The sequence below is a fragment of the Candidatus Nealsonbacteria bacterium genome (assembly GCA_026016225.1).
In the GTDB taxonomy this organism is placed as follows: Bacteria; Patescibacteriota; Minisyncoccia; order Minisyncoccales; family JANBVM01; genus Nealson33H.
Genome location: CP061210.1, coordinates 219,685 through 233,307 on the forward strand (window position 1 = coordinate 219,685; position 13,623 = coordinate 233,307).

9 protein-coding genes are annotated in these 13,623 nt (G+C 31.1%); all 9 read left to right on the plus strand.

Annotated elements, in window-relative coordinates; genetic code table 11:
• The first annotated feature begins 4 nt into the window (after nucleotides 1-4).
• The 9 genes from IB617_01215 to IB617_01255 all read left to right on the plus strand — a co-directional run bounded on the left by IB617_01215 (nucleotide 5) and on the right by IB617_01255 (nucleotide 13,622).
• Complete coding sequence (locus IB617_01215) at nucleotides 5-1,606, plus strand: arginine--tRNA ligase (protein ID UZE93435.1); 1,602 nt, start codon at nucleotides 5-7, stop codon at nucleotides 1,604-1,606.
• 122 nt (nucleotides 1,607-1,728) lie between these two features.
• A complete protein-coding gene (locus IB617_01220) occupies nucleotides 1,729-5,238 on the plus strand; it encodes a class I tRNA ligase family protein (protein UZE93436.1) in 3,510 nt (1,169 codons plus the stop codon).
• Between the two features lie 94 nt (nucleotides 5,239-5,332).
• Nucleotides 5,333-6,049 carry a DNA repair protein RecO gene (recO, locus tag IB617_01225; GenBank protein UZE93437.1) on the plus strand — a complete coding sequence of 239 codons (717 nt, stop codon included), beginning with the start codon at nucleotides 5,333-5,335 and terminating at the stop codon, nucleotides 6,047-6,049.
• 17 nt (nucleotides 6,050-6,066) lie between these two features.
• Nucleotides 6,067-7,734 carry a hypothetical protein gene (locus IB617_01230; GenBank protein ID UZE93438.1) on the plus strand — a complete coding sequence of 556 codons (1,668 nt, stop codon included), beginning with the start codon at nucleotides 6,067-6,069 and terminating at the stop codon, nucleotides 7,732-7,734.
• 5 nt (nucleotides 7,735-7,739) lie between these two features.
• Entirely contained in the window at nucleotides 7,740-9,104 is a 1,365-nt protein-coding gene (locus IB617_01235) for a glycine--tRNA ligase (protein UZE93439.1), read from the plus strand.
• Nucleotides 9,104-10,369, plus strand: a complete 1,266-nt coding sequence (locus IB617_01240; GenBank protein UZE93440.1) for an insulinase family protein — start codon at nucleotides 9,104-9,106, stop codon at nucleotides 10,367-10,369. Before IB617_01235 ends, IB617_01240 begins: the two co-directional genes overlap by 1 nt.
• Nucleotides 10,370-10,379: 10 nt before the next feature.
• Nucleotides 10,380-11,408: an AI-2E family transporter gene (locus tag IB617_01245; GenBank protein UZE93441.1), complete on the plus strand. Its 1,029-nt coding sequence runs from the start codon at nucleotides 10,380-10,382 to the stop codon at nucleotides 11,406-11,408.
• Between the two features lie 3 nt (nucleotides 11,409-11,411).
• Entirely contained in the window at nucleotides 11,412-12,896 is a 1,485-nt protein-coding gene (locus IB617_01250) for a methionine--tRNA ligase (GenBank protein ID UZE93442.1), read from the plus strand.
• Nucleotides 12,897-13,043: 147 nt separating this feature from the next.
• Nucleotides 13,044-13,622, plus strand: a complete 579-nt coding sequence (locus IB617_01255) for a hypothetical protein (GenBank protein UZE93443.1) — start codon at nucleotides 13,044-13,046, stop codon at nucleotides 13,620-13,622.
• Nucleotide 13,623: the final 1 nt, after the last annotated feature.

Genomic DNA, 13,623 nt, shown 5'->3' on the forward strand with positions numbered 1-13,623 from the left:
ATTTATGGTGAGAAAAAAACTAATAAATTTAATTAAGAAATCAATAAAGAATCTTCAAAAAGAGGGAGTTTTTCCAAAATTTGATATTCTTGAAATTCAAATTGAACATCCGGAAAAGAGAATTTATGGTGATTATGCAACAAGTGTTGCTTTAAAAATTGGAAAAATTTTGAAAAAAAAGCCAATGGAAACAGCAGAAAATCTTAAATCTCAAATTCTAAATCTCAAACCTGATTTATTAAAAAAGATTGAAGCAGTTAGACCAGGATTTATTAATTTTTTTCTTTCTGATAAATATCTACAAGAACAAGTCGGTAAAATTTTAAAAGAAAAAGAAAAGTTTGGGGAATTAAAAATAGGTAGAAATAAAAAAGTTCAGGTAGAATTTATTTCTGCTAATCCAACAGGACCTTTAACTTTAGGAAATGGTCGAGGGGGATTTTGTGGAGATGTTTTAGCAAATGTTTTGACCAAAACAGGATACAAAGTAGAACGGGAATATTATATCAATGATATTGGAGAACAAATAAAAAAATTAGGACACTCAGTTATCGGCGACCCCGAAGGAGTATATAAAGGTAAATATATTGATAATTTAAGAGGAAAGATAAAAGGAAATAATCCGTATGAGGTTGGACAGAAAGCAGCGAAAATTATTTTAAAAGAGATGATAAAACCTTCGGTTAAAAAAATGGGAATAAAATTTGATGTCTGGTTTTCGGAGAAAAGTTTAGAGAAGAATAAAGAGATAGATAAAGCCTTAAAATTGCTAAAAAAGAAGAAATTCACTTATGAAAAAGATGGGGCTTTATGGTTTAAATCAAGTAAATTTGGCGATGATAAAGATAGGGTTTTAGTAAGGTCAAACAATGAAAAAACCTATTTTGCTTCTGATATATCTTATTTAAAAAATAAATTTAAGAGAAAATTTAATTATATTATTTATTTTTGGGGAGCTGACCATTATGGTTATGTTAACAGAATAAAAGCAGCAGCTGAAGCTTTAGGTTATAAAAAAGAGCAGGTGAAAATTATTATCATGCAGATGGTAAAACTTTTTAAGGGAGGCAAAGAGATTAGAATGTCTAAGAGAACAGGTACTTATGTTGTTTTAGATGAATTAATTGATGAGGTAGGATTAGATGCAGCCAGGTTTTTCTTCTTAGAGAGAAATCCAGAAAGTCATTTGAATTTTGATTTGAGTTTAGCAAAAGAACAATCAGAGAAAAACCCGGTTTATTATATTCAATATGCTCACGCCAGAATATGTAGCATTATGAGAAAGTTAAAAGTTAAAAGTTTAAAATTAAAAATTAAAAATCAGGATTTAAAACTATTAAGTCATCCAAGCGAATTAGCTTTAATTAAGCAACTCATTCGTTTTCCAGAAATTATTGAAGACACTGCAAAAGATTATCAAGTACAAAGGATACCCCAATATGCTGTTGAGTTAGCTTCAGTCTTTCATCGATTTTATCGAGATTGTAAGGTAATAGTGGAAGATGATGATTTAAAGAAAGCAAGAATTTCTTTGATTACAGCCACTAAGATTGTCTTGAAAAATACTTTAGATTTAATGGGAATTTCAGCGCCAGAAAAGATGTAACCCAGTAGAAGAATTTTGACAAAGTTTTCTGAAAGAAAACTTAATTTCCGCAAAGCGAGTCAAAATTTCTCTACTGGATTTTATTTGAAAGAACTGAATTAAAATGATATTTTAAATATATTATGAAAATTAATTTTCCAAAAACAGAAAAAAGAGTTCTGAAGTTTTGGAAAAAAAACAAAATATTTGGGAAAAGTTTAAAAAAGAGAAAAAATAGGCCAAGATTTGTTTTTTATGAAGGCCCACCTTATGCCAACGGTAGACCTGGTATTCATCATCTTTTAGCTCGTGCTTTTAAAGACATTATCTGTCGTTATAAAACCATGCAGGGATTTTTTGTTGCAAGAAAGGCTGGTTGGGATACTCATGGTTTACCTACTGAAATAGAAGCTGAGAAAAAATTAGGAATTAAGAGTAAAAAAGAAATTAAGAAATTAGGTATTGAGAAGTTTATTAAAGAATGTAAAAGAAACGTTTTTACTTATAAAAAAGAATGGGAAGAATTTACTGAAAGAATTGGATATTGGCTTGATTTAAAAAATGCCTATATTACCTGTAGTAATAATTATATTGAATCAATCTGGTGGATTTTAAAAGAAGTTTATAAAAAAGGACTTTTATACCAAGACTTTAAAGTTGTTCATTATTGTCCAAGATGTGGAACTTCTCTTTCCACTCATGAGGTAGCTCAGGGCTACAAAAAAATAAAAGAACCTTCAATTTTCATAAAACTGAGGATAAAAAATTTAGAATTTAAGGGTTCTTACCTGTTGGTCTGGACAACAACACCCTGGACATTGCCGGGTAATGTAGCTGTTGCTGTAAATCCTAATTTTACTTATGCAAAAGTAAAGATTGGTAATGAGTACTTAATATTAGCCAAAGACAGAATTTCAGCTTCTGGCATAAAAGGGGAGATTGTAGAAGAATTTAAAGGAAAGGATTTGATTGATTTAAGATATGAGGGTCTATATCCGATAGATTATGAGACTTCAAAGAATGCCTACAGAGTAATTTTAGGAGATTTCGTTTCTTTAGAAGAAGGGACAGGATTAGTTCATTTAGCTCCTGCTTTTGGAGAAGAAGACATGGAAGTGATTAGAACTCAGAATAAAAAACATAAAACTAAAAATATTCCTGAAATTCCGATTTTGTTAACAATTAACGAAGAAGGGAGATTTAATCTTAACGTTAAAAAATGGGCCGGAATGTATTTTAAGGATGCCGACCCTTTAATAATTGAAGACTTAAAACAAAAAAACCTTTTATTCAAAGAGGAATTATGTGAACATGATTATCCTTTTTGTTGGAGATGCAAAAACCCTTTACTTTATTATGCAAAAAAGAGCTGGTTCATTAAGATGAAGAGAGTTAAGCAGGATTTAATTAAAAACAATAAAAAAATTAATTGGGTTCCAGCTTATTTAAAAGAAGGCAGATTCGGAGAGTGGTTGAGAGAAGTTAAAGATTGGGCACTTTCTCGGGAAAGATATTGGGGGACTCCTTTACCTGTTTGGAAATGCAAAACCTGTCTAAATTCAGAAGTTATAGGCGGTAAACAAGACCTTTTGAAACAAAAATTTAGTACCAATAAATATCTTATTTTACGGCATGGAGAAACAATTTATGTAGAAGGACTTAAAGAAATAATTTATTCTAAATCAGATAATTCTTCGCTTGGTTTAACGAAAAAAGGAAAAAAACAAATAAACACTTTAGCTAAAAAACTCAAAAAATCCAAGATTGATTTAATTTTTTCTTCAGATTATTTAAGGACAAGAAAAACTGCAGATATTATTGCTAAAGAACTCGGTCTTAAAGTAAATTTTGATAGAAGATTGAGAGATATAAATTTAGGGATTTATAAAGGAAAAAGAAAAGAAGAACTTTATAAAGCTTTTTTAAACATAAAAGAAAGGTTTTACAAAAAACCAAAAAACGGAGAAGATTGGTTGAGTTGCAGGAGAAGGATGATTAGTTTCATAAAAGAAATTGATAGAAAATATCAAAATCAAACCATTTTAATTATTAGCCATGGAGACCCCTTATGGATTTTGGAAGGAACTCTTAGGGGATTATCTCAGGAAGAATTTGTTAAACAAAAAATTCAGAAAAAAACAATAAAACCAGGAGAGCTAAGAAGAATCAGATTTAATTTATTGCCTCTTAACAAAAAAGGAGAATTTGATTTTCACAGGCCTTATATTGATGAAGTGAAGTTTTCCTGCCAAAGATGTGGGGGTTTGATGGAAAGAGTTCCTGAACTAATTGATTGTTGGTTTGATTCAGGCTCAATGCCTTTTGCCCAATACCACTATCCTTTTGAAAATAAAAAGATTATTGACCAAAGAAAGCAGTTTCCGGCAGATTTTATTTCAGAAGGAGTGGACCAGACCAGGGGTTGGTTTTATACTCTACTTGCAATTTCTACTTTAGTTGGGAAAGGTCCAAGTTATAAAAATGTTGTTTCTTTAGGACATATTTTAGATGAAAAGGGTGAAAAAATGTCGAAATCAAAAGGAAATGTGGTTAACCCCTGGTATATTGCTGAAAAATATGGCGTAGATGCTGTCCGTTGGTACTTTTATACTGTCAATCAGCCAGGTGATTCAAAATTATTTTCAGAAAAAGATGTACAAGAGCGTCTAAAAAAATTTATTATGAATTTCTGGAATTGTTTTTGTTTTTTCACAACATATATTCCTGTAAACTATTCCCCGTTCTCTAATAGAAAAAGAAGCTTACCAAAAAGCAAAAACATTTTAGATAAGTGGATTATATCTAAGTTAAACAAACTAATTTTAGATACAACAAAATTATTAGATAAATACGATATTACAGCTGCTGCTCGTTTACTTGAAAACTTTGTCGTTAATAATCTGTCTTTATGGTACATAAGAAGGTCAAGAAAAAGATTTCAAAGACCGGAAACAAAGAGAGAGTTAAAAGAAGCTTCCCAAACTTTGGGTTTTGTGCTTTTAACTTTAACTAAATTAACAGCTCCCTTTATTCCTTTTTTGAGTGAAGCAATTTATCAAAAGGTTCAAGATTCAAGATTCAAGATTCAAGGTTTTAAAAGTGTTCATTTAGAAGACTGGCCGAAGATAGAAAAGAAAAAGATTAATAAAAAATTGAATAAAAAAATGGAAGAAGTTAGAAAGATAGTAGGTTTAGCTTTAGCTGAAAGAGTAAAGGCTGGTTTGAAAGTGAAACAACCTTTACAAGAATTAAAAATTAAGAATCAAGATTTAAGGAAAGAAAAAGAATTATTAGAACTGATTAAAGAAGAAGTTAATGTTAAGAAAATCACCTTTGGTAAAACTTTAAAATTAGATACAAAAATTAGTCCTGAGTTAAAAAAAGAAGGTATCTTAAGAGAAGTTATTAGAAATTTGCAGCAAATGAGAAAAGAAGCCAGCTGTACTCCAAAAGATATTATCCTAATTCAGTTTAAGGGAGAAGAAAAGATTACTCGATTTTTATTAAAAAATAGAGAAGAAATTATTAGAAAAACAAAAGCAAAAGATTTGATAGAAAGTAAAAAAAGAAAATTTAAAATGGAAAAAGAGCTTGATATTGAGGGAGAAAAGTTAAAGTTATCTATTAAGAAAATTAGAAGGGCAAAAGTTTAAACCTGAAATCTTAAAGAAGAAGAGGTAACTACTGGAGTTAGATTGCTAAAACATCGTAGAGTTAAAAAAGCAAAGAAGATAAATAGAAATTTAGATGTTTGTTCATTATCGAACAAAAGGAATAATTTTAAAAAAAGTTGATCGCAAAGAAGCAGATCAATTATTTACTCTTTATACAAAGGATTTTGGAAAATTAAAGATTTTAGGAAAAGCTATACGTAAGATTTCTTCAAAATTAAGGTCAGGGATGGAAATTTTTTATTTATCTGAGATTGAATTTATCCAGGGTAAAGCTTATAAAACCTTAACAGACGCAATAGTGATTGAAAAATTCGAGAATTTAAGAAAAGATTTAGGAAAACTGACCGTAGCTGTTAAAATCTCAGAAGCTTTAGATAATTTGATTCTGGGCCAAGAACCGGATAAGAGAATTTGGAATTTATTATTAAGAGTTTTTAAAGAATTAGATAGGGTTGATTTTAAAATTAAAAACTTAGAACTCATTTATTACTATTTTTTCTGGAAACTTCTTTCAATATTAGGTTATCAGCCCGAACTCTATCAATGTTCTATCTGTCAAAAAAAATTAAAACCTGAAAAACTCTATTTTAGTAAAAAAGAAGGAGGAATTATCTGCCAAAACTGTTTTTTGAAAGAAAAATCAGGCAGAGAGATTACCCCCGATGCAGTTAAGATACTAAGAATTATACTTGATAAAAACAATCAAATTATATTTAGATTAAAGGTCAAAAGGGAACAACTTAGGTTACTCGAAAACATCTCAAAAGAGTATTTCAGAGAAGAGAACTAATTTGATATACTAAATATATGAATAAGACTTTTACTTTTTTAATTATTTTAACAGTTATTGTCGGGATAGCTGGTTTTTATTGGAACTGGAGGGAAAATATTTACTCAAAAGAAATTTTGAGATTGGAGATTTTAGGACCTTCTGAGATTACCCTTGGTCAGGAAGTGGAGTACATTGTTAAATATAAAAACAATGGCAACTTTCGTTTGGATAATCCGGTGCTTGTGTTTGAACCGCCTGAACATTCTTTAAAAGATGAAGAAATTTTTACAAGACAGATTTTGGATTCAGAAAAATTAGGAGGGGCAATTTACCCCGGAGAAGAAAGAAGTTTTCCTTTTAAGATGAGATTATTAGGAAAAGAAGGAGAGGTAAAAATAGCCAGAGCTTTTTTAACTTATAAACTAAAAGATTTGAAAGCTCAATATGAATCGTCTTCAAGCTTTACTACACAAATAAAATCAGTACATTTAACTTTTGATTTTGATTTACCTTCAAGGGTTGGGGCTGATAAAGAATTTACTTTCAGACTTAATTACTTTTCTAATATAGATTACCCTTTAACCGATTTAAGATGTCAGATAGATTACCCTTTTGGTTTTGAGTTTAATAAATCTAACCCAAAATCTATTGAAAAAACAGAGTGGGAAATACCAGTTTTAAATAAATCAAAAGGAGGAAGGATTGAAATTACCGGTAAAATTTCAGGAGAGATTGGAACAGCTAAGATTTTTAAAGCCAGATTAGGGATGTGGAAAAAGGGCGAATTTATTTTATTAAAAGAGGTAACAAAGGGAGTAGAAATTATAGAGCCCTCTCTTTATCTCAGGCAGGAAATTAACAGCAACCCTCAATATGTGGCTTTGCCTGGCGATTGGTTGCATTACGAAATCTATTTTAAAAACATAGGTAATGATGATTTAAATAATCTATTTATGGTTAGTAAGCTTGATGGGGAAGCTTTTGACTTTCAAACCATAAAGTCAGATTACGGCAACTATCAAACAGGTGATAATTCTATAGTTTTTGATTGGAGAAGGGTTCCAAAACTACAATATTTAGCCCCCTTGGAAGAAGGAAGGGTTGATTTTTGGATAAAACTAAAAGATGATTTAGGAAGTATTAAAAATCCAATTCTAAAAAATAAAATCTTTATTGGTCAAGTAAAAGAAGAATTTGTTACCAAGATAAGCTCAAAGATAGAATTAGTTCAAAAAGGATATTTTCAAGACGAGGTTTTTGGCAATTCTGGCCCCCTTCCGCCAGAAGTTGGAAAAACTACTACCTATACCATAATGTGGCAGGTTAAGAATTATTATTCTGATGTTAAGAATGTAAAAGTAAAAGCTGTTTTGCCCGAGGGCGTAGAATTAACCGGAGAGATTTTTCCCGAAGAAGAACTTTCAAGATTTACCTTTGATTCTCAATCAAGAGAAATTGTTTGGTCAGTAGGAGATTTAGAAAGGGGTATTGGTGTCACAAAACAGGGATTGACTTTAGCTTTTCAGATTGCTTTTACCCCAAGCGAATCTCAGCGCTTTCAAATTCCAGAGATTATTAACCAGGCTAATATAATGGGCGAAGATAGCTGGACAGAAATGACTATACAATCTTCAGCATCTGGTATTAACACTTTTTTGCCGGATGACCCAACCGTAACAGATGAGATGGGACTTGTTAAATAATTAAGATGAAAGATTTTACTTCAAAAATTATATCTTTAGCTAAAAGGCGGGGATTTATTTTTCAGTCCTCGGAAATTTATGGTGGCTTTGCTTCAAGCTATGATTTTGGACCCCTGGGCGTTTTAATGAAAAATAATATTAAAAGGGTTTGGTGGGATGAGATGATTAAAAATCATGAAAATATTGTTGGTCTAGATACAGCAATTTTAATGAATCCCAAAGTTTGGCAGGCTTCAGGTCATTTAACTGCTGGTTTTGCTGATTCATTACTAGAATGTAAATCTTGTCATAAAAGGTTTAAAGAAGAAGAAATAAAAGAAAATCGTTGCCCAGAATGTGGAGGAGAATTAACTAATCCTAAAAAATTTAATTTAATGATGAAAACTTTTGTTGGTTCTGTAGAAGAGGAAGCTTCCACTACTTATTTGAGAGCAGAGACCTGCCAGGGGATTTATATGAATTTTGAAAACGTCTTAAAATCAATGAGGATGAAAATACCCTTTGGTATTGTCCAAATTGGGAAATCTTTCCGTAATGAAATCAATCCCAAAAATTTTATTTTTAGAACCCGGGAGTTTGAACAAATGGAAATGCAATGGTTTTGTCACCCTAAAGAAGCTAATAAATGGTTTGAATTTTGGAAAAAGGAACGCATAGATTGGTATTCTAATTTAGGAATTAAAAAAGAAAGTTTGAGAGCTAAAGAAATTCCAGCTAAAGAAAGGGCTCATTACGCAAAAAGACAAGTGGACATTGAATATCGTTTTCCTTTTGGTTGGGGGGAAATTGAGGGAGTTCATAATCGGGGGGATTGGGACCTTTCCAATCATTCAAAATATAGCGGAAAAGACTTAAGGTATTTTGATGAAGAAACCAAGGAGAAATATTTTCCCCATATCATTGAAACCTCAATTGGGGTAGAAAGATATCTTTTTGCTTTTTTATGCAATGCTTATCAAGAAATAAAAGGAGGGAGAACAAAAACCACAAAAGCTACAAAAGAAGTTGAGATTTTACTGAAACTAAACAAAAAAATTGCTCCAATTAAAGTGGCGGTTTTGCCTTTAGTAAGAAATAAACCAGATTTAGTCAAGAAGGCAAAGCAAATTTACAAATTACTGAAAAATCATTTTGTTTGTCAGTATGATGAAACAGGTTCAATTGGGAGGAGATATCGGAGGACAGACGAGATTGGAGTCGTTCTATCAGCAACGGTGGATTTCCAAACCTTAGGCGATAACACCGTAACTTTAAGAGATAGAGATACTATGATGCAAATAAGAGTTAAAACATCAGAATTAAAAGAGGTTATTAAAAAGATACTTTCAGGTGAAGAATTCTTAAAATTAGGAAAAATTATTAAAGGATAATGTATAAAAAAACTATCTTTAAAAACGGACTAAGATTAATAACCATTCCTCAGAAAAACACTCAAGCTGTAACGATTTTGATATTAGTCGGGACCGGTTCAAAATATGAGACAAAAGAGCTCAATGGGATTTCTCATTTTTTAGAACATATGTACTTTAAAGGAACAAAAAAAAGACCTTCATCTATAGAGGTTAGCGAGACCTTAGATAGAATAGGCGGAATTTATAATGCTTTTACTTCAGAAGAATATACGGGATATTTTGCCAAGGTAGCCTTTACTCATCTTGAAATTGCTTTAGACTGGGCTTCTGATATTTTTTTAAACTCTACTTTACCTGAAAAAGAGATAGAAAAAGAAAAAGGAGTAATTATTGAGGAGATTAATATGAGGTATGACCATCCTATGTCTTATATTCAGATTTTATGGCAAAAGCTTTTATACGGGGACCAACCAGCTGGTTGGGATATTGCAGGAACAAAAGAAAGCGTAAATAATATTAACAGAAAAAAGCTAATTGATTATATGAAAAGACAATATGTAGCTTCAAATACAATTGTTTGTGTGGCAGGTAGAATAAACGCTTCTTTAGTAGTTAAAAAGATAAAGAAATATTTTTCTAAAATAAAAAAATTTCAATCTTTAAAAAAATCTCCTGTAATTGAAAAACAATCGGAGCCTAATTTGCTTCTACATACAAAGGAAACCGACCAAGCTCATTTATATTTAGGAACAAGAGCATATAATCTTTTTCATCCCCAAAAATATAGCCAGAAATTATTAGCAGTAATTTTAGGAGGAATGATGAGCTCGAGATTATTCGTAAAAATAAGAGAGGAAATGGGAGCTGCTTATTATATCAGTACAGAATCTGTTTCATATCCTGATAGTGGATATTTTACTACCGGGGCTGGAGTGGATAATAAAAAAATAGAAAAGGTGATTTTAGCCATATTGAAAGAATATAAAAACATTTCTCGAAAAAAAGTTCCTCAAAAAGAATTAAAAAAAGCTAAAGATTGTATAAAAGGAAAAACAGCTCTTTTGTTAGAGTCTTCTAATGTTCAAGCTTCTTTTTATGCTAACCAGGAGCTTTTGGAAAAAAAGATTTTAACCCCGGAGCAAATATTTAAAAAAATTGACAAAGTTACCACAACAGATATTTTAAAAGTAGCGAAAGATATTTTTCAACCCCAAAAGTTAAATTTGGCTATAATTGGGCCATTTAAGAATAAAAAAAGGTTCAGGAAATTGTTAAAAATTTAATTTTCAAACTATGGATGAAGAAAGAGTTTTAGATATATCTTGGGGAACATTCCTTAAAATTGCTATTGTTTTTCTCGGTTTTTATATTCTTTACTCAATAAAAGATATTTTACTCTGGATTTTATTTGGCTTTATTATCTCAATTTTATTCAACCCGGCAATTAATTTTTTACAAAGAAGAAGAGTCCCTCGTACAATAGCTACAATTTTTGTTTATGTTACTGTTTTTGCAATTTTAACCGCTATTTTCTATTGGACCATTCCGATATTTATTTTTGAAATCCAACAATTCACCCAGCTCTTTCCTCAATATTTTGAGAAATTAGCTCCACCTTTAAGAGGTTTAAATATTGAGGAATTTGAAAGCTTTGAGACCTTTACCCAAGCACTTCAAGATTGGTTGATTAGAGCTTCTTCCAGTATCTTTGGAGCTGTTATTTCTATTTTTGGAGGAATTTTTTCTACCGTAACAATCTTTGCTATAGCCATCTTTTTTTCAATAGAAGAGAAAGAGGTAAAACGGGTAATGGAACTTTTAGCTCCTAAAAGAAACGAAGCTTTCTTTTTAGATTTATGGGAAAGGTGTCAAACTAAAACAGCTTCCTGGTTTGGAGCCAGAGCTTTAAGCAGTCTTTTTGTGGGTTTGATTACTTATATTACTCTCAGAATTTTTGGTATAGAGTATGCTTTTGTTTTAGGTTTGTTTGCTGGTATTATGGATATTATTCCGGTTTTAGGACCTATTTTTTCAGGATTGATAATTATTATTTTAGTCGCCTTAAATTATCCGCCAAAAGCATTTCTTATTTTAATTGCTCTTGTTTTAATTCAGCAGATAGAAGGAAATGTTATAACTCCTGTGTTGACAAAAAAAATGGTAGGGTTGCCGGCAATTTTGGTTTTAATAGCTTTATTGATTGGGGGTAAATTATGGGGATTTTTAGGAGCAATTTTGACTATCCCCTTAACAGGAGTAATTTACGAATTTTTAAGAGACTTTTTAAAGAAAAGGAAAGAGGAGCAGGCAACGATGCTTTAAAATATGGCAAAAAAGAAATTTTATATTACAACCAGTATAGCTTATACTAATGCTCCTCCACATATAGGTTTTGCTTTGGAAGTTATTCAGGCTGATGTTTTAGCACGTTATCACCGGTTTTTAGGTGAGGATGTTTTTTTTCTGACGGGAACTGATGAACATGGTACAAAAATTGCAAAGGCAGCTTGTGAAGCAGGAAAGAAACCAAGAGAATTTGTTGATGATATTTCAAAAAAATTTCAGAACCTAAAAACAGTTTTAAATTTATCCAATGATGATTTTATTCGAACCACTGATGAAAAGCGACATCGACCGGCAGTAGAAAAAGTTTGGCGAAAGTTAAAAGAAAATAACGATATTTATAAAAAGAAATATCGAGGATTGTATTGTGTGGGTTGTGAGTCTTTTATTTCCAAAAAAGATTTGGTAGACGGAAAATGTCCCTATCATCAAAAGAAACCCGAAGTAATTAAAGAAGAAAATTACTTTTTTAAACTTTCAAAATATTCAAAAAAGATTGGAAAGATTATAGAAAGAGATGAGATAAAGATTATTTCCAAAGCAAGAAAAAATGAAATTTTAAGCTTAATTAAACAGGGAATAGAAGATATAAGTTGCTCCAGATTAAAAGAAAGATTACTATGGGGAATACCGGTCCCCGATGATAATACCCAGACAATTTATGTCTGGGTAGAGGCTTTAATTAATTATATTTCGGCTTTAGGATATGCCAAAGAAGGTAATAAATTTAAAAAATTTTGGCCGGCTGATATTCACTGTATAGGAAAAGATATAATCAAATTTCATTCTCTATTATGGCCAGCCATATTAATTTCCCTTGATTTAGAATTACCGAAAACAATATTTATTCATGGTTTTATTACGGTTGGTGGCCAGAAAATGTCAAAAAGTTTAGGAACTTTTATTGATCCCTTTGAACTTGTCAAACAATATGGAGCAGATGCTATTAGGTATTTCCTTTTAAGAGAGATTCTTCCCACCGAAGACGGTGATTTTACTTATGAGAAACTGGAAGATAGGTATAATGCAGATTTGGCAAAAGGAATTGGGAATTTGGTGTCCAGAGTACTTACTTTGGCAGAGAAATCTGGATTTAAATTAGAAAGTCTAAAGATTAAGCAAATTCAAGATAGTGAATTCCAAACAGAAATAGATAAAACCTGGCAAAAACATAATAAAGCTTTGAATGAATTTAAATTTAATACAGCCTTAATTTCCATTTGGGAACTGATTGCTTTTTGTGACCAATACATTGAAAAAGAGAAACTCTGGGAGAAGAAAGGACAAAAAGAAGATATCTTATATTTACTGTATACCCTGGAAAATATTGCCCGGATGCTGAAACCTTTTATACCAGAGACATCAGAAAAAATATTATGTCAACTTGGAATAAAATCTAATGACAAAGAATATGTTTTTAATGTAGAAAAAAAAGAACCCCTTTTTCCAAAATTAAATTCTAAATAACTTTTTTTAAAAAAAAATGGTAAAGGATTAATATATTAAAGTAGTTTTATACTGTTCTTGACTTTTTAAAAGGATGTGATACTGTAAAAATATTATTAAATATAGTAGATTAAAAAAAACAAAAAATGGAATGAAGTGATATAGAAAATGAGAATATTGACAGGAAGGTTTCATCTCACGTTTTATAAACCCGAAAGATTTGTTAATGCATTAGGGATTTGTTACTTAGGTGATAAAGTGAAGAGGTGTCGGGCATTTATTCCCGACGAGGATAGTTTGTATGTCATCCAGCCCTCAAAATCTACCGAGAGACTCAATATTTTGGTTCTAGAAAATATCGATGAAGTAGATAAAAAGGTTAGAGAAGACATAAAAGCGATCCTAAGGCAGGAGAAGATAGAAATAATATGGTGTGCTTATATCAGGCGACCACCGCAAGCAAAGGGATTTATAGTGGGATTTCGTAAACCCGGAAGATTTGTTAATGCACTGACAATATTATATCTCGGTGAGAAAACGAAGAGATGTCGAGTAATTACTCCTGATGGAGGCGATTTGCTGATTATACAGCCGAAGCCATCAACCCCAGAACTTAATACACTGATCTTAGAAGATTTTGATAAAATAGGAGAAGAAGAAAAAGAAAAAATAGAAACGGCGATTAAAGGGCTTGAAATAATAGAATGCGCTTATGTCGGGGGAGCAGAGAAAACTAGTAATTACTAAT